Annotated in this window: 15 protein-coding genes; 7 read left to right on the top strand and 8 right to left on the bottom strand. The window is 74.1% G+C overall.

All coding sequences use genetic code 11. From position 1 onward, the window contains the following. Positions 1 to 88: 88 nt before the first annotated feature. From ABZY91_RS37565 to ABZY91_RS37545, 5 genes are all read right to left on the bottom strand, one after another. Entirely contained in the window at positions 89 to 1141 is a 1053-nt protein-coding gene (locus tag ABZY91_RS37565) for a DUF2637 domain-containing protein (RefSeq protein WP_355408189.1), read from the bottom strand. A 215-nt stretch (positions 1142 to 1356) separates the two neighbouring features. Next, positions 1357 to 2409: a (2Fe-2S)-binding protein gene (locus tag ABZY91_RS37560; RefSeq protein WP_355408187.1), complete on the bottom strand. Its 1053-nt coding sequence runs from the start codon at positions 2407 to 2409 to the stop codon at positions 1357 to 1359. Between the two features lie 208 nt (positions 2410 to 2617). Beyond that, positions 2618 to 3385: a hypothetical protein gene (locus tag ABZY91_RS37555; protein WP_329952166.1), complete on the bottom strand. Its 768-nt coding sequence runs from the start codon at positions 3383 to 3385 to the stop codon at positions 2618 to 2620. A gap of 275 nt (positions 3386 to 3660) precedes the next feature. Then, positions 3661 to 4530 (bottom strand): hypothetical protein, encoded by an 870-nt coding sequence (locus tag ABZY91_RS37550; protein ID WP_355408185.1) that lies wholly within the window; start codon positions 4528 to 4530, stop codon positions 3661 to 3663. Between the two features lie 188 nt (positions 4531 to 4718). After that, positions 4719 to 5318: a nucleotidyltransferase family protein gene (locus tag ABZY91_RS37545; protein ID WP_355408183.1), complete on the bottom strand. Its 600-nt coding sequence runs from the start codon at positions 5316 to 5318 to the stop codon at positions 4719 to 4721. A 146-nt stretch (positions 5319 to 5464) separates the two neighbouring features. Between ABZY91_RS37545 and moaA the strand changes: the two genes are divergently transcribed. The 3 genes from moaA (at position 5465) to ABZY91_RS37530 (ending at position 7963) form a co-directional block, all read left to right on the top strand. After that, a complete protein-coding gene (gene moaA / locus ABZY91_RS37540; RefSeq protein ID WP_355408181.1) occupies positions 5465 to 6544 on the top strand; it encodes a GTP 3',8-cyclase MoaA in 1080 nt (359 codons plus the stop codon). 215 nt (positions 6545 to 6759) lie between these two features. Continuing rightward, a complete protein-coding gene (locus tag ABZY91_RS37535; RefSeq protein WP_355408179.1) occupies positions 6760 to 7539 on the top strand; it encodes an HNH endonuclease family protein in 780 nt (259 codons plus the stop codon). An 82-nt stretch (positions 7540 to 7621) separates the two neighbouring features. Then, positions 7622 to 7963 (top strand): alpha/beta hydrolase, encoded by a 342-nt coding sequence (locus ABZY91_RS37530; protein ID WP_355408177.1) that lies wholly within the window; start codon positions 7622 to 7624, stop codon positions 7961 to 7963. 113 nt (positions 7964 to 8076) lie between these two features. On the opposite strand, the gene ABZY91_RS37525 is transcribed toward ABZY91_RS37530, so the two are convergent. Then, a complete protein-coding gene (locus ABZY91_RS37525; RefSeq protein WP_355408175.1) occupies positions 8077 to 10737 on the bottom strand; it encodes a glycosyltransferase family 39 protein in 2661 nt (886 codons plus the stop codon). A gap of 123 nt (positions 10738 to 10860) precedes the next feature. Next, positions 10861 to 11967 (bottom strand): alpha/beta hydrolase-fold protein, encoded by a 1107-nt coding sequence (locus ABZY91_RS37520; protein WP_355408173.1) that lies wholly within the window; start codon positions 11965 to 11967, stop codon positions 10861 to 10863. 201 nt (positions 11968 to 12168) lie between these two features. On the opposite strand from ABZY91_RS37520, the gene ABZY91_RS37515 reads away from it, so the two are divergent. Further along, complete coding sequence (locus ABZY91_RS37515; protein ID WP_355408171.1) at positions 12169 to 13134, top strand: hypothetical protein; 966 nt, start codon at positions 12169 to 12171, stop codon at positions 13132 to 13134. Between the two features lie 191 nt (positions 13135 to 13325). Here the strand turns inward: ABZY91_RS37515 and ABZY91_RS37510 are convergent, their stop codons facing one another. Beyond that, positions 13326 to 13961: a helix-turn-helix domain-containing protein gene (locus ABZY91_RS37510; protein WP_329881940.1), complete on the bottom strand. Its 636-nt coding sequence runs from the start codon at positions 13959 to 13961 to the stop codon at positions 13326 to 13328. 327 nt (positions 13962 to 14288) lie between these two features. Here ABZY91_RS37510 and ABZY91_RS37505 point away from each other — a divergent pair, with 327 nt between their 5' ends. The 3 genes from ABZY91_RS37505 to ABZY91_RS37495 all read left to right on the top strand — a co-directional run. After that, positions 14289 to 15101, top strand: coding sequence for a hypothetical protein (locus ABZY91_RS37505; RefSeq protein WP_329881941.1), 813 nt, complete (start codon positions 14289 to 14291; stop codon positions 15099 to 15101). A 189-nt stretch (positions 15102 to 15290) separates the two neighbouring features. Then, positions 15291 to 15713, top strand: a complete 423-nt coding sequence (locus ABZY91_RS37500) for a hypothetical protein (protein ID WP_355408168.1) — start codon at positions 15291 to 15293, stop codon at positions 15711 to 15713. 312 nt (positions 15714 to 16025) lie between these two features. After that, positions 16026 to 17527 (top strand): putative Ig domain-containing protein (locus ABZY91_RS37495; protein ID WP_355408166.1); only part of this gene is annotated, 1502 nt, incomplete at its 3' end.

Below are 17527 nucleotides of genomic sequence, written 5' to 3'. Positions count from 1 at the left end.
GGCCCGGCCCCGGCCCGGGAACCCGTCGGCCCGCGGGCCGACGGGTCGGCCGACCCGTGGGTTCGCGGGCGCGCAGCTCCCCGGGGCCTCAGCCGAACTGCTGTTCCAGGTCCTTCAGCTTGCGCTCCAGCGAGTCCAGCCGGGGCAGGGCCACGGTGTCCTCCTCCGTCGTCAGGTCGATGGTGCGCCGTTCCGGGCGGGCCGGGAGGCCCGGCTGCGCCGGTGTCCCCTCGGCGGCCGCGCCCTCGACCGCTCCGGCCCCGTCGGTGCCGCCGGTGCCGCCCGCTATGGCGGACTCCGGGCCGGGTTCCAGCTGCCGGGCCCCCGACGACGAGCCGCCGCTGCGCTGGCGCCAGACACTGTGGGTGCGGTTGATCGCCCGGATCTCGGCCCGCTCGCGACGTCCGGCGAGTTTGCGCCGCTCCTTCTCCAGGGCGTTCTCGCGCTTGTCCTCGCGGACCTCGTCGACCGCCTCGTCCAGGCTCCGCACGCCCTCCAGCAGCATCAGGGACCAGGCCGCGTAGGTCTCGCGCGGAGCGCGCATCCAGCGGACGATCCGGATCTGCGGCAGAGGGCGGGGGACGAGTCCCTGCTCGCGCAGGGCGGCCCGGCGGGTCTGTTTGAGGGCCCGGTCGAACAGCACGGCGGCCGAGAGCGACATCCCCGCGAAGAACTGCGGGGCGCCGGCGTGGCCGAAGCCGCGCGGGGCGTGCACCCAGTTGAACCAGGCCGAGGCGCCCGCGAAGAGCCAGACCAGCAGGCGGGAGCCGAGCGCGGCGTCGCCGTGGCTGGCCTCGCGGACGGCGAGTACGGAACAGAACATCGCCGCGCCGTCGAGACCGAACGGGACCAGGTACTCCCACCCGCCGGAGAGGTTGAGGTTCTGCACCCCGAAGCCGACCAGCCCGTGGAAGGACAGCGCGGCGGCGACGGCCGCGCAGCAGAACAGCAGCGTGTACGAGGCCCCGCCGTACAGGGACTCCTTGCGGCGGCGGCGTTCCTCGGAACGCTCCCAGGAATCCTGGCCACCCGATCCGGTGGTGGATCCCCGACTCCGGACCAGGGCCACCAGCAGGGCGCTGACCAGCAGCACCGCAACGCCGGTGACGGCCCAACCAAGCGGTATGTCGGACAATTTCATCGCCTGGACCAGCCTCGCTTTCCTGCGTCGCAATTCCTGCGTCGTGATGGCGGGGACCATCATGACCGATGCTCGGCCCGAGAATGACTGATTTGCCGTCAATGCGCTGACGAGAGGGATTTCTGGCGAGGTATAAGTCGCATCGTCATATGAATTCCGGGCGGGTGTCTCCCGGAATTCCGCCCCCGACCCGTTCCGCGCCGGGAGGAGTGCCGTCAACCTCGCGTGACGCGGGGACAGCCCGCGCACATCGCCTCGGCCTCGACGGTGTACACGAGGCAGCAACTGGCCCGGCAGCGGTCGGGGTGCGCTGCGGAGCCGGACGCGGGGCCGGTGAATCCGGCGCCCGGCGTGAAGGGCGCGCACTCCGGCGCCGGGCGCGCGTCCTGTAGGCCCGGCGCGAGCAGCGCGGACAACTCGGTCCGGGCGCGCTCCTCCTCGCCGAACAGCCCGGCGGCGTGCCAGAGGCTCTCGACCGCGGCGTCCGTCGCCATCGCCCAGAGCGTGCGCGGACCGCGTCGCACCTCCGGCCGGAAGGCCGCCAGCAGCGGGGTCAGGAAGTCGGCCAGGGCGGCGCGCAGTTCGCCGGCCAGCGCCGCCTCGTCGGGCACCGTGCGGGCGGTGTGACGGCGCACGGCGCACGGCGTCTCGGCCGCCGTGCCCGCCGTGCCAGGCGCTTCCGGCGCTTCCGGTCGGGCCGTCGCGCCGCCCGGGGCGGACGCCGGGTCGTCGGGCAGGCAGACGAAGGCGCCCGGACGGACCGTCAGCTCGCCGGTGCGGCGACGGATCGAGATGTCGGCGGGGGTGAGCAGCGGCACCCGGCGCTCCAGGAACCACGGCAGGGTGAACAGGAGCGAGACCGGCCAGACGAAGCGGTGCAGGCCGAACCCGGCGGCCACGTCCGGACGCAGTGGCCGCCCGTACCGGGCCAGGCCCTGCCGGGCGTCGTGGGCGATCAGTTCGCGCAGGGCCTCCGGGTGGGTCAGGAGGTCGGCCCCGGCGATCCAGCCCCGGCCGGTGCGCGGCGGGGCGCAGTGCACCCGGAGTGCCGGCAGGAGCTCGCCGAGCCGCCGGTAGGCCGCGGCGCCCGGGGCCGCGGGGCCCGGGACGGTGGTGCCCGGGGCGGCGGTGCCGTCGGCTCCCGGGTCGGTGCAACCCGCAGGGCCGGGTGCGGTGGTGACGGGCCGTGACGGCGGTAGGGCGAGTGCCGCTTCGACGGCGGCGGAGGCGCGCGGCGCGGGGCCGGGCCGGGTGCTGCTCACGGTCATGGTGCGGGCCCCATCGGGTCGACCGGAGCCCGTGCCGGACCGCCCGGTCCCGCGCCCGGCGGGGGCGTCCGTCGTCGAAGCACCCCGGGTGCCTCGCCGTCGTTGCGCCCTGCGTCCGGGCCCGGCCGGACGTAGGCCTGGCGGAGCCCGGGAACGGCAAGGCGAACCTGGCCGGGTCACTGCTCGACCCGGCCAAGTTAGGCTCACCTTAGCTGATCGGTCCCTGAGCCTGCCTTCCGATGCGTCCGTCCGGGGGAGCGCCCGGCGTGCGCGCCGCGCTCAGCTGGCGCGCGAGCCAGACCGGAACACCCCCGAGTGCCTTCACCAGCCGGGCGGCCTCCGCCCGGAGCCGGGCGGCCTCGGCCGGTTCGGAGACCTCGGCCAGCGCCGCCAGCGCGGGCGCCACCCCGACCGTGAAGCCCAACTGCTCGCGCAGCCGCAGCGAGGCCTCGAACCCCTCGCGGGCCCGCTCGCGGTCGCCGGCGGCCAGGGCCAGGGCCGCCAGGTGCCGCCAGGTGGAGGAGCGCAGCAGGTCGTCCCCGCGCTCGCCCGCGCCGTCGTGCGCCCGGCGGTAGGCGATCCAGGCCGCCGTCGGGTCGCGCAGCAGGTTCTCCGCGACCAGCCCCCGGCGGAAGTCCAGCAGCGGACGGCCCGGTGCGTCCGGCGGCAGCAGCGCGGACGTGCGCCCGAGCGCCGCCTGTGCCTCGTCTAGCCGGTCCCGCGCACTCAGCACGCTGGCCGCGTACGCCAGGAAGCCGCGTGCGCAGGCCGCCGCCGCGCGCTGTTCGGTGGAGGTCGCCCCGGCCTCGGCGAGCCGCAGCGCCTGTTCCGCCTGGGACCAGTTCGCTGCGGTGAACAGGCATTGTTCGATCAGGAGTTCGGCTCTGGCCAGCGCCGCTGTCGGATCTCGTTCGGCGGCCGGGCGTAACAGCTCCGCGGCCTCCCGCCAGCACGCCCGGGACCGCAGCCGCCACACGGTGTCCCCCGGCTCCTGGGGTGCGGTCGCCCGCCCCCGCCCGTCCCGGCCGCTCGGGCCCCATCCGTGCTCCGACAACGCCACCTCCTTGTGCGCGCCATCCAGCAGGACGCGGACCCTGCCCCTCGTGGCATGACACGCCCCCGGGCCCGCGCTGTGGCGGCAATTCAACACGGGGGCGAGCTTGTGCACCAGATCACGAGCGGAGGTTGTTGCGCTCGGGCGGGTTTTCGTCTAAACGATCAGCGGTCGGCGGGTCGGGTCCGAACGGGGGCTCAGGACGTCCAGCCGGTCTCCATCAGGGCCTCGGCGGCGCCGTTGGCGGGCTGCGGCACCCCCGCCAGGTCCAGGCTGAACAGGGCCACCAGCAGCTGCTCCCCGCGCACCGTGGCCTGGTGCGAATAGCCCGCAAGAGTGAACATCGCGGCGGCCATCTCCTCGGCGTGCAGGGTCTGCAGCCAGAGGCACTCCACCGACTTCACGTCCGCCGGTTCGGTCCAGGTGTCCACCTGGGCGACCATCCGGCTGCCCAGCAGCGTCACCCCGTCGCGCTCCTGAGCCTCGGTCAGCTCCAGGTCGTCGAAGCCCAGCCACTCCAGGTAGCGGGCGGCGGTGAACACCGCGTCCTGCGAGGTCCGCACCGGGTGCGGACGGAACGGCGCCCGCCGCCGCCACGGCGTGGCGGGGCCGCTCGACCCTGCGGCCGGCGCCGGGGCGGGCGGCGCGTCCAGCGGCTGGGTCGGCCGCGCCGGGTACGGGTGGGAGGCGCGGGGTCCGGCGGCGGCGCCCAGCGGCCCGGTGGACGCGCCGCCGCCCAGCCGGGTGGTGCGGTCCACCGGGAGCCGGACGGTGGCCCCGCAGTTGCAGGTGAACTCGGGCTGCGGCCACTGGTCGGAACGGCCGCAGTGCGGGCAGCGCATGTTCAGCCAGGAGTCCTCCCAGGACCGGAACCGCACCTGCACCGGCACGCCCCCGCGCAGCAGCGGCACCTTCAGCGAGGCTCCGCACGGGCAGGGCAGCGACGGCGGCTCGTACAGGTGCTCGCGCCGGCAGGCGGGGCAACGGATCGCCCGGGCGCCACCCCCGGTCCCCGGCCCGCGGCCGGCCGGGTCGTGTCCGGTGAAGTCGTCGGGCAGTCCGGCCATCGCGGGCACCGTCCGTTCGAATCGGGGAGGAGGGACGGGTCCCATGCTCCCCGAAACCCGCGGACCGCGGCGCGGAATGAGGCAATCCTCAGGGAGGAATCAGGGGTGTGCGCTCGATTCCTCGGCGGGGAGGAGGAGGGCGGTTCCACCCCGGAGGGGGATCCGTTCGAAGAAGAGCGGTACCCGCGTCACCCCGCACCCCAACGGGCGAGGTCGGCAGGCGTGTCCAGGTCGTCCGGAGCGGCGACATCGGCGCACTCGACCAGCGTGATCTCCTCGGCGTGCGCCGCCAGCAGAGCCCGCGCGCCCGCGTCCCCGACCGCCCCCGCCGTCACCTCGGCGAAGTACCGGGCCCCGATCAGCACCGGGTGCCCCCGCCGCCCGCCGTACGCCGCCGCGGCCAGCTCCGCGCCCGCCCGGTGGGCCGCCAGCAGCCGGGCCACGGCCGCCGCGCCCACCCCAGGCGTGTCCACCAGCATCACCAGCACGGCCCGGGTCGGCGACGGCAGCGCGGCCATCCCGGCCCGCAGTGAGGAGCCCATGCCGGACTCCCAGTCCGGGTTGGCCACCAGCCGGCAGCCCGGAAGGTGCGCCGTCGACCGGACCCGCTCCCCGGCCGCGCCCAGCACCACCGTCACCTCCCGGCAGCCGCCTGCCCGCACCGCCGCCACCGCGTGCTCCACCAGCGGCCGTCCCCGGTACGGGACCAGTGCCTTCGGCCGCCCGCCCAACCGTCGCCCGCCGCCCGCCGCCAGGACCAGCGCGGTGACCGCGTCCTCGTTCTGCATGCGTCCAGCCTGCCGGTCCGGCAGGGCGGCCCGCAGCCCCGGCGGGTGACCCTTGGACGAAGCCACAACCGGGGCGGGTGCCGGGCGCCCGCGGCCCGGCGGTTCGGCCGCTGGAGTTTCCGCGCCGACCCCCCTGTACTGGGCCGATGAACTCCGCACCGCGCCCGCTGGTGGACCGCTTCGGCCGGGTCCACACCGACCTGCGGGTCTCCCTCACCGACCGCTGCAACCTGCGCTGCACCTACTGCATGCCGGCCGAGGGCCTCGCCTGGCTGCCCGGGGCCGAGCTGCTCGGTGACGACGAGGTGGTCCGGCTGGTGCGGATCGCGGTGCGCCGGCTCGGGATCAGGTCCGTCCGCCTCACCGGCGGCGAACCGCTCCTCCGGCGCGGCCTGCCCGGCCTGGTCCGGCGGATCGCCGCGCTCGGACCCGAGGTGTCCCTGACCACCAACGGCATCGGACTGGCCCGCACCGCCGCGGAGCTGAAGTCCGCCGGGCTGCACCGGGTCAACGTCAGCCTGGACACCCTGCGGCCCGAGCGGTACGCCGCGATCACCCGCCGCGACCGGATCGCCGACGTGTTCGCGGGCCTGGCCGCCGCGCGGGACGCCGGCCTCGCCCCGGTCAAGGTCAACGCGGTGCCGGTGCGCGGCGTCAACGACGACGAACTCGTCCCGCTGGTGGAGTTCGCCGCCGAGCACGGCTACCGGATGCGGTTCATCGAGTCCATGCCGTTGGACGCCCAGGGCGCCTGGGACCGGGCCCGGATGGTCACCGCCGACGAGATCCTGGCCGCGCTCGGTGCCCGTTGGGAGCTGCTGCCGACCGGCCGGGCCGCCGGGGAGGAGGGGGCGGGGCCCGCCGGGTCCGGCCGGCGCGGCACCCCGCCGGCGGAGGAGTGGCGGATCGCCGGGACGGACACCGTGGTCGGCGTGATCGCCTCGGTGACACGGCCGTTCTGCGGCGGCTGCGACCGCGTCCGGCTCACCGCCGACGGACAGTTGCGCAACTGCCTCTTCGCCACCGAGGAGTCGGACCTGCGCGCACTGCTCCGCGACGGGGACGGCGGCGGTCACGGGGACGGTGGCGGTGGCGGGGACGAAGAAGGTGACGCCCGCATCGAGGCCGCCTGGCGCGCCGCGATCGCCGGGAAGGGGCCGGGCCACGCCATCGGCGCCGCAGGGTTCGTCCGGCCGGCGCGCCCGATGTCGGCGATCGGCGGCTGAGCGGCACCGGCACCGGCCCGGCCGGCGGGCTCGGCCCCTGCCGTGTCGACGGTGCGGGCGTCGCCTGCGTGGTCCGCGCCGGCCCTTCCGGGCGCGACCTTCCGGGTGTGACCTTCGACATGATCGAAATGCTCCGTGTTGTGCCCCCTTGACCGGGTGTGGGGCGGCTGGTCTGCTGGTGCGCCGTCAGTCGCCCGCCACCTGGGGAGTCCTCCGTGCCCGCCCGTCGCACCGCTCTGTCCGCCGCCACCGTCTTCCTGATATCCGCCCTGGCGCTGACCGGCTGCTCCGGCGCCGGGAAGCGGGCCGCCGACGCGGCCTCCGCGGGGGTCGGATCCCCCGGGGCGGCGGGCGCCGCCGGCCCGGGCACCAGCCCGCTGCAGAACCCCGACGGCACCAAGCCCGGTCTGGGACCGCTGACTTCACCCGAGGAGCTGAGCGCCGGCCGGGAGCTGATAGCCCGGGTGGCCACCGCCAGGACCGGCTCGAAGGACGGTTACGACCGCAACGAGTTCGGCCCGGCCTGGACCGACAACGTGGACGGCGTCCCCGGCGGCCACAACAAGTGCGACACCCGCAACGACCTGCTGGCCCGGGACGGCACGGCGGTCGAGCGCAAGGACGGGTCCTCCTGCGTGGTCACCTCGATGACCATCCACGACCCGTACACCGGCAGGACGGTGCAGTGGTCCAAGCAGCAGGCCTCGAAGATACAGATCGACCACGTGATGCCGCTCTCCTACGACTGGCAGATGGGTGCGGCCACGTGGGACAAGGCCAAGCGGGTGCAGATAGCCAACGACCCGCTCAACCTGATCCCGGCCGACGGCTCGCAGAACGCCTCGAAGGGCGACTCCGGCCCGTCCGCCTGGCTGCCCGCCGCGCCGGAGATCCGGTGCGCGTACGCGGTGCGGTTCGCACAGGTGTCGTTGAAGTACCGGCTGCCCGTCACGGAGGCGGACAAGACGGCCATGCTGCAACAGTGCGGCGGATGACGGGAGCTGACGAGCCGTGGTCAAGCCGGCGGGCGGTCGGGCGGCGGCCCGGCCGGGCGGGTGACCGCTGAGCGGCAGGTGCGTGGCTGAGGAAACGATTCCTCTTGGTTCGCCGGACACGGCGCTGTTCGACCCCGACTGCCGGACCTGGGCCTTCCGTTCGGCCGAGAAGGCGCACCCGATCGCCTCGACGAGCGCGTCCACCATCGTCGTGGTCGGCTCCACGGGCGACGCGGCCACGCCGTACGCCTCGGCGGAGAAGCTCGCCGCCCAGCTGGGCAACGCCGTCCTCCTGACCCGCGACGGCGACGGGCACACCGGCTACGGCTGGAGTGCGTGCATCCGCACCTCGGTGGACGCCTTCCTGCTCGACGGCACGGTGCCCGCCGCCGGGACGCGTTGCGCGACCGACACCGCGGGATGACCTGATCCGACGCGCGCGAGGGGCGCGTCACGGCGGCTCGGGATCCGAGTGCCGTGGCGCGCCCCTGCTGTGTCGTGCTCGGTGCCCGCGGGCGCCTTCCGGTGCCCGGTGGGTCAGGAGGTGGGCGGCTGGGTGAGGTCGTAGAAGGTCGAGCCGCCGACCGTCCGGGCGGTGTAGTGGCTGGTGACCCAGCTCTCGATCTGTGCGGTCGGCGAATCCGCGGATCCGGGGCCGCTCGGGGCCGCGGTGCCCGCGGTCGGGGCGCCGGGGCCACTGCCGTTGGCGTCCGTGCCGTCGGGCGAAGTGCCGTCAGGTGTCGTGCTGTTGGGTGTGGTGCCGTCGGGGGTGGTGCCGCCTGCGCCCGCGCCGTCCGCGCCCGTACCGCCTGCGCCCGTGCCGACCGTCCGGCCCGGGCCGCCGCTGCCGGCGATGAACCAGTGCACCTTGCCCTCCTTCACGTACTGCTGGAAGGCGCTCAGCGTGAGCGACGGGTCGGTGCTGTTGAAGCCGCCGAGCGCCATCACCGGTACCCCGGAGGCCAGTTGGTAGCTGGCGGCGTTCTGTGAGCCGCTGGTCGCGGCGGCCCAGCGGTAGCGGTCGGCGTCCTGCTCCAGCAGGGCGGCGGCCTCGTCGCTCACCTTGGCACCGTTGAGCAGCCCGCCCATGCCGCCGGGGCCGCCCATGACGCCGTAGACCGACTGGCCACCGCCCGGCAGGCCGCCGGTGCCCTGGCCGCCGCCCGGCCGGTTGCCCCGGCCGCCCTGCGGCGGGGTGCCCGGACCCCCGCCCTGGCCGCCGTCCTGCGGGGGAGCGACCTGCTGGCCGTTGATCCAGAACATCCCCTCGCCGCCAGGCCCGCCACCGGGCCCGCGTCGCATCGCGCCCGGTCCGAACCCGCCCGCGACCGCCGGGCCGGCCGTCACGATCGAGCCGGTGTGCGCGGTGTTGACGGTGTCCACCGCGTACGCCGCCGGACCGCCCAGCGCCGCCGCGGCACCCGCCAGACCGGCCACGGTGGTCAGCCGCCCGGCGAGCCGGTGGCCCTGACGCCCGTTCCTCGGAGCGCCGTTCACGCCGTTCACACCGTGCGCGTCGTCCGCCCCGGGACCGCCGTCGCCGTGCGCGCCGCCGCCCTGCGCGTCCGGCGCGGCCTGTACGCCCCGGGCGCTCTCACGCTGTGCGAGCCGGGCGGCCAGCGGCCCGGCCGCCGCCAGCGCGACCGCCGACACCAGCCCGCCGACCAGCACCGTCCAGCGCAGCCAGGGCAGGAAGTCGGAGCTCCGCCCGAGCAGGACGAACGCCCAGGACACCGTGACCGCCAGCGTCCCGGCCAGGACGGCCGCGTACGGCAGCCGGTGCCGCGCCCGCCAGAGCCCGTCCACGCCCATGCCGACCAGGGCCGCGACCGCCGGGGCCAGCGCCACCGTGTAGTACTCGTGGAAGATCCCCGACATGAAGCTGAAGGTCAGCGCCGTGCAGACCAGCCAGCCGCCCCAGACCAGGAAGGCCGACCGCGCGGTGTCCGTCCGGGCGTACCGGCGGGTCGCCCAGAGGCCGAACAGCAGCAGGACGAGCGCGGCCGGCATCAGCCAGGCGATCTGCCCGCCGATGTTGCCGTCGAACATCCGGGTGATGCCGGTCTCGCCCCAGCCGCCCCCGCCGCGCACGGTCGGAGCCCCGCCGGCGGGAGCCTCCATCCCGGCCGGGAACCGGGCCCGGTTGCCGCCGCCGACGCTGCCGGTCTCGTTGCCGTTGAGCCGGCCGAGGCCGTTGTAGCCGAAGGTGAGGGAGAGGAAGCTGTTGTCCTGCGAACCTCCGACGTACGGGCGGGCCGAGGCCGGTACCAGCTCGACCACCGCCACCCACCAGCCGCCCGCGACCACCATCGCCAGCCCGCCGGCCAGCAACTGCCGGACCCGCCGCCAGAGTCCGGTGGGCGCCACCACCAGGTAGACCACCGCGAAGGCGGGGAGCACCAGGAACGCCTGCAGGGTCTTGGTGAGGAACGCCAGCCCGAACATCGCCCCGGTGAACACCAGCCACCGGGTGCTCGCGGTCTCCGTCGCCCGCACCAGCCCGTACGCGGCCAGGGTGAGCAGCAGCACCAGCAGGGCGTCCGGGTTGTTGAAGCGGAACATCAGCGCCGCCACCGGGGTCAGGGCCAGGGCGACGCCGGCCAGGAGCCCGGCCAACGGGGAGAAGCGGCGGCGCACCGTCGCGTACAGGGTGGCGACGGTCGCGACGGCCATCAGCGCCTGCGGGGCCAGCACCGACCAGGAGGAGAGCCCGAAGACACGGGCCGAGAGCGCCATCGGCCAGAGCGCCAGCGGCGGCTTGTCGACGGTGATGAAGTTCCCGGCGTCCGAGGAGCCGTAGAAGAAGGCCTTCCAGCTCTCGCTGCCGGCCTGCACGGCGGCCGAGTAGAAGGCGTTGGCCCAGCCCGAGGCGGACAGGCCCCAGAGGTAGAGGACGGCGGTCGCGGCCAGCAGCGCGAGCAGGGCGGGCCGGACCCAGCGCGGGTCCTCCGCGCGCCCGCGCCAGGTCCGGGCCGGCAGGGTCCGCAGGCGGTCGGCCCAGGATGCCGGGCCCTTCGGCCCGACGGGCGGCAGCGGGAACTCGGGGTAGAGCGGGGGCTCGGCGGGCCGCGCCTGCGGGACGTCGGCGGCGGGGCCGGCCGGCCCCGCCTGTCCGGCGGGCGGAAGCTGCGGCGGCGGGTAGTTCGCGGCCTCCGGCCAGGGTTCGCCGGCCGGCGGGGAGAAGCTGGTCGTGGTCATGGGCGCTACGTTCGGGCGCCCGGCTGAGAGAAGGGTGAGACGGGGGTGTGAGCCGCCTGTGATCCTTGCGGGATCACTCGTTCGGGCGGTCCGTGGGGGTGCGCCCGCGCCGGCCGCTACGCCCTAGGCGGGCTGGGGCATCGTCAGGTGCTTGCCCAGCCACTCCAGGGCGGGCGGGATCTCCCTGGTCCAGGTGTGGAAGTTGTGCCCGCCGGTGTCCAGGGTGATGGTGGAGAGCTTGGTCGGCGCCTTGAAGGAGTCGACCATCGCCTGGGTGCCCTCGTAGTTGTTCTCGTCGTAGCTGGTGGCGAGCAGCAGGGCGACGGGCTCGGCGGGCTTGTTCTTCAGCCGCCAGACGAGGTCGTTCTCCTGCTTCAACCGGTCGTTGCCGCCGAACAGGTCGCCGGTGGTCTCGTCGATCGGCGCGGTGTAGTAGCCGGAGAGCGAGATCGCCGCCCGGTAGGCGTCGGGCTTGCGCAGCGCGAACTTGAGCGCGCAGTAGCCGCCGGTCGAGTTGCCGATCACCGCGCGGTTGGCCGGGTCGGTGCCGATCCGGTAGTTGCCGGCCAGGGCCTTCGGCAGGTCGCTGGTGAAGAAGGTCTCCACCTGCGGACCGCCGGGGACGTCCATGCACTCGGTGTCCCGGTTGCCGACCAGCGTCGGGCGCATCAGCACCAGGACGGTCGGCGGCAGCTTCTTCTCCTCGATCGCGGTGAGGGCGGACGCCGGGTACTGCATCAGCGTGATGAGCTTCTCCGCCGAGCCGGGGTAGCCGGCCAGCACCAGGGCCATCGGGAACTTCTGCTGCGCGTACTCCGGCTGGAAGTACTGCGGCGGCAGGTAGACGTAGGCGTCGCTGCTCAGGCCGCTCGCGGTTCCCCTGACGGCGACCTCCTGGATCAGCCCGGAGCGGTCGCGGGCCGAGCCCTGCGCCGAGTACATGTTCTTCTCGCCGGTGACCGAGAGGGACGCGGCGGCGTTCGGCTGGTGGTCGACGACCGTGCCGGGCTTGCCGTTGGTGCCCAGCAGGTCGCTCCAGGAGCTGTAGAAGCCGAAGTAGCCGTTGGCGATCAGCCCCATGGCGGCCAGGACCGTGACCTGGGTGGCGAGGAACGCCCCGATCCGCCCCGACCAGGCCCTGAGACCGCTCCCGCCGAATCTCGGCCAGAGCCACATCGTGGCGGCGAAGACGCCGATCGCGACGACGGAGGCGATGATCTGGAGGGGCATTCCCGTGAGGCTCAACACGAGCCGATCGTAGTTGACCCGGAGGTCCGGCCCGCGCGCCCCCTGTGCGCTCCCTGTGAGATTCTGTGCGCTGCCTGTGCGCCCTGTTGACCGCGTCTCATCGGGTCGGGATCATGTGCGCGGGGATTGCAGAGTGCACGGAGCGTGCACGAGAGAGCACCGAGAGAATTCCGGGGGAGCGGCATGAGGTCCGTGACCAAGATCGGCCTGGCGGTCGGTACCGCATTGCTGCTGACGGCCTGTTCCGGCGGCAGCTCGAGGAGCTCCGGCAGTTCGGACGCCGCGGGGGGCCGCACCGAGAGCTCCCGGTCCGCCACTCCCACTCCCACGCCGACCCCCACGCCGACGCCGACTCCCACCAAGCCCCCGTACGGCCCGGTGCTGGCCGGCTACATCGACCCGGTCAACGCCGCCCTGGCCAAACTCAACCCCGCCGGGAGCCTCGACGCCTTCGCCCTCTCGCTCCAGGAGGCGGCCACCGCGGCCAACTCCGCCAGCAGCGGGCTGGGCCTGTCCGGCGAGCCGGACACCGTCACCACCGTCCGGCGCCAGCTGGTGACCGCGCTCTCCCAGCTGTCCACGGACCTGACGAAGGTGCGCACCGACATCAAGGGGAAGGGCGTCTGCACCACGACCTCGGCCTTCGCCTCGGTCGGCCTCTCCGAGGGCCTCAAGGGGGTGCCCGCCGCGCTCGCCCAGATGACCGCCGCGGGCTACCCGACGACCTTCAACGTCCCGCAGACCCCGCAGCTGCAGGCCCGTTCGCTCGACAACGGCACCATGATCCGCAAGGGCCGCCTGCGCGGCGAGGGCGGGCTGGAGGTCGACAACACGGGTGGCAGCTCCGACTCGGTCGTGACGCTCTCCCAGAACACCAAGGCGGTCCACTCGCTGTACGTCGGCAAGGGGAAGAAGGCGTCGATCGACGGCATCGAGGACGGCACCTACGAGGTCTTCTTCTCCGACGGCGTCGACTGGGACACCTCGCTGAAGATGTTCACCCAGAACTGCTCCTACACGAAGTTCGACGACACGCTGTCCTACGAGACCGGCCGGACGGCCACCACGTGGTCGATCACGCTGACCGCGAAGGTCGGCGGGAACGCCAAGACCAGCGACGTGGACGAGGAGACCTTCCCGCAGCCGTGACCGGGGCTGCCCTCCGCCGGGCCGGCGGGGGGCGCTTCCCCTTCCGGCGTGCTCGGCCGCACCGCTGCCCGGGCGACTGCCTCCGGTCTGCCCGCCGATCCGTTGTCCGTCTGCCCGGCGGGCTGCCCTCCCACGATCCCGCCCTCCTGTTCTCCCGTCCTCCTGCCCCCGCCTCCCTGCCTCCCCGCCCGTCAGGGGGCGAAGGTCGGGAGGAGGGTGCGGGCCACCGTTTCGACCGGCGGGACGAAGCGGTCGGCGTCGTCGCCCAGCAGGTAGTGGTAGAGCGCGCGCTGGTGAGCGGCACCGATCAGGAGCAGTGCGCCGGTGACCGGGTCGAGCCCGGCGGCGAGGCGTCCGGCCGCCTGGTGGACGCGCAGCGCGTCGCCGACCGGCCGGAGCGCGAGGTGCGGTCCGATCTCGCCGCCGTGCGCCACGAGGAGGTCGCGCAGGGTGCGGCCGGACTGCATGGCGCCGAGGATCGGCATGATCCGCCGGTAGAAGTCCTCCAGCCCGGTGAGCATGGCGGCGAGGTCGGCCTGGAGGTCCGGGTCACCGGCCGGGCCGCCGTCCGCCGGCGGCGCGGGCCGTTCGCCGAGGACGGCGGTGGTGTCGGCGAACACCGGCAGGTACTGTCCGATGACGGCCTGGATCAAGCCGCGCCGGTCGCCGAAGTGGTAGAAGATGCTCGACTCCGCGACGCCCGCGCGGTGCGCGATCTCCTTGGTGGACAGCGCCAGCCCGGCGTCCCCGAGCATCTCTCCGGCGGCCCTGAGCACCGCTTCCCGCGCCCCCGTCGAGGGGCGGCCCCGTCTCGCTGCCTGCGCCACTGCGGCTCCTCCGATGGTCGTCGGCCCGTCCTGGCCGAAGTCTCTTGCGAGCGATGACTCGGCTCGGGGAGAGGTTAATTAAATGATGAATCACTGGTGGGATCGACACGGCAGGTAGTCCGACTCGAAAGGGTTCGTCCACGATCCCGCCGGCGCCCTCGCGGACCCGGGACCTCCGCCCGCACCCACGCGCACCCGCTCCCCGGTGCCTCGCCGGTGCCTCCCCGGCGCCCCGTCGGCGCGGCCGGGCGTGCCGGCCGTCGAGCCGCGCGGCGGCGCCCGCCGGGGCACAACTCCGTTGTCGGTGGCGTGTGCCAGACTCCGCGCATGGCCCTCGAACCGCTCTCCTCCCTCACCCTTGCCGCCTGGCGCCGGCTCGACCTCGCCACCGCCACCCGCCTGGCCGCCCGCGCGGCCGACGTGGTGGGCGGTCGACCGGAGCAGGTCGAGACGGTCGAACACCTGGGCGCGCCGCTGCACCGGGTGCTGGTCGAGCGCGGGGAGCGGTTGTTCGCGCTGGTGCCGGGTGGCCGGGTCACGGTCGGGTTCGACCTGGCGGCGTGGCAGCCCTCGGCCGAACTCCTCGACTGTTACCGGGAGGAGAGCGTCAGCCAGGGCTTCGGTCTCGACGACGACCTCCGGCTCCACCTCGCCCGGTACCTCAGCCCGCACCGGACCGTGACCGTGCCGACGCTGCTGATGGCCGTCGAGGACGAGGACCTCGTCGAGCCGCTCGCCGACACCCCGGCGGCGCTGGCCGCGGAAGGGCTGCGGCTCCCGCACCCCGACGAGTGGGAGCACGCGTGCGGCGCAGGCGCCGGGACGCTCTTCCGCTGGGGCGACGAGTTCCCGCTCGACCGCGGCCCCTACCAGGACGACACCGGCCCGCACACCGGGCCGAACGCCTTCGGGCTGCGGATCGCCTACGACACCTACCGGTCCGAGATCACCAGCGACCCGGGCGCGATCCACGGCGGCGACGGCGGCGAGTCGGTCTGCGGCGGGTACGGCATCGTCCTGGAGTGGCTGCCCCTCGCCACGGCCAACCGGAACACGGAGCTGGCCGCGCTCGTGTACGGGCCGGACGACACGGGCATGGGCGACGAGCTCTCGACCCGGCCGGTCCTCGACCTGCGCTGAGCGCGGCCGGGCCGCCGGCCCCGGCTGCTCCCGGCTCCTCGTCGAACGGCGGGACGGGCCACCGCGGCCCGGCCCGGCGCGGCCCGGCCGTCGACCGGTGTCGAGTGCCGGCCGGTGCCGAGTGCCGTCGCCGACCTCGATCGTGGCGATGCGGCGGACACGCGGTCCGGGTTTTGCTTCACTGGGAGGGTGAGCGTACTCACCGACCTGGCGCTCACCGGCGCCGTGGCCCTCGCGGCCGGATGGATCGTCGAGCGCAGGCATCTCGCACGCGCCCGGAAGCTCGCCGGGGGCGCGACCGCCCGAGTGATGTGCATGGTCAGGAACCCTCCTCAGGACGGGCGTTGGCGCACCGGTCGGCTGCTGATCGGGCCGGACGGGGTGGTCTGGAGGCCCGTCCGCGGGCGAGCCGGCGCGAGGCCGCTGCCGACGGGACTGCGGAAGGTCGGGATGCGGCGGACGACCTGGCGCGAACGGGTCCGGATCCGATCCGACGCGGTGGTCGTCGAGTTCGCGTCCGAGGGCGACGAGGGCGGCGAGGGCGGCGCCCTGGAGGTGGCGCTGATGCCGTATGACGTGGCCTACGTGGTGACGGCTCTGACGGGGGAGTGAGTTCCGAGGCCGGGCTGTCGGCCTGATCGCCGGCCACGGTCGTCGGTGGCGACCGGTCGGAGCGGAGCGGGCAGGAGCGGGCCGGATCGGGGCGGAGCGGGCCGGAGCGGGCCGGAGCGGGGCCTTGCGGTGTCCGGAGCGGGGCGGGCGGTGCGCCTGCTGGCGCTTCCGGGTGCCTCCCCGCGCCCCTGGGCGGATCCGGGCGGACGAATTCCGTACGCATGGTTGACCGATTGAAGTGGGCATGGCACTTTCGTGCGGCGCGGGCGTCCGCAACCGGTCGTACGCCCCGCATCCCCCACAAGGAGAGCCATGTTCAAGAGACTTGCCGCCGCGTCCGCCGCGGGCGCAGTCGTCGCAGGGGTTCTGACCTGCGTCACTGCCACCCCCGCGCAGGCGGTACAGGCCGGTGACCTGACGTCCACCATCGCACTGAGCAACTGCTCCGCCTCGCTCGTGCGTTACCCCTCCTCGGTGGACACCGACCGCGCCCTCATGCTCACCAACGGCCACTGTCTGCCGACCATGCCGACGGCGGGCCAGGTCATCCAGAACCAGAGCGCCAGCCGCAGCGGCACGCTCCTCAACGCGTCGGGCGGCTCGCTCGGCACCGTGCAGGCGGACAGGATCCTGTACGCGACGATGACCGGCACGGACGTCGCCCTGTACCAACTCACCGACACCTTCGGGTCGATCACCTCCAAGTTCGGCGCGACGGCGCTGACCGTCAGCGACACGCACCCGGTCGACGGCTCGGCGATGTTCATACCGTCCTCGTACTGGAAGCAGACCTGGAACTGCTCCATCAACGGGTTCGTCGGCACGCTGCGCGAGGACGAGTGGACCTGGCGCGACTCGATCCGCTACAGCTCCGGCTGCAACACCACGCACGGCACCTCCGGTTCGCCGATCGTCGACGCCGCGACCAAGAAGGTCGTCGGCATCAACAACACCGGCAACGACGACGGCCAGATGTGCACCATCAACAACCCCTGCGAGGTGGCGGCCGACGGCACCACCAAGGCCGTCAAGGGCCAGAGCTACGGGCAGGAGACCTACTGGTTCACCACCTGCCTCGGCACCGGGCGGGTCATCGACCTCAACGTCAGCGGGTGCCTGCTGACCAAGCCCGCGGGCAGCGGCACCGTCTCGGTGGCCAACCCGGGCAACCAGTCCACCGCGGTGGGCGGTTCGGCGAACCTGCAGATCCAGGCGAGCGGCGGATCCACCCCCTACACCTACACCGCCACCGGTCTGCCGGCCGGCCTGTCGATCAACGCCTCCACCGGCGTGATCAGCGGCACCGCGACGACGGCGGGCACGTACAACGTGACCGTGACGGCGAAGGACTCGGCGAACAAGACCGGCAGCACCGCCTTCGGCTGGACCGTCAACGGCGGTGGCGGCACCTGCACCCCGGCGCAGCTGCTCGGCAACGCGGGCTTCGAGACCGGCACCGCCGCACCCTGGACCACCTCCAGCGGCGTCGTCGACAAGTCGGCCTCGCAGGCCCCGCACGGCGGCACCTGGAAGGCGTGGCTGAACGGCTACGGCTCCACCCGCACCGACACGCTCGCCCAGACGGTGACCGTCCCGGCCGGCTGCAGGGCCACGCTGAGCTTCTACCTGCACATCGACACCGGTGAGTCCGGCTCGACCGCCTACGACAAGCTGACGGTCTCGGCGAACGGTACGGCGCTGAAGACGTACTCGAACGCCGACGCGGCCTCCGGCTACCAGCTGCGCACCTTCGACCTCTCGGCCTACGCGGGCCAGTCGGTGACGATCAAGTTCACCGGCACCGAGGACGCCTC

This window comes from Kitasatospora sp. NPDC002965, assembly GCF_040611255.1.
GTDB lineage: Bacteria > Actinomycetota > Actinomycetes > Streptomycetales > Streptomycetaceae > Kitasatospora.
The sequence above is the reverse complement of the archived record's forward strand: the minus strand, read 5'-3'. Positions and strand labels throughout refer to the sequence as shown.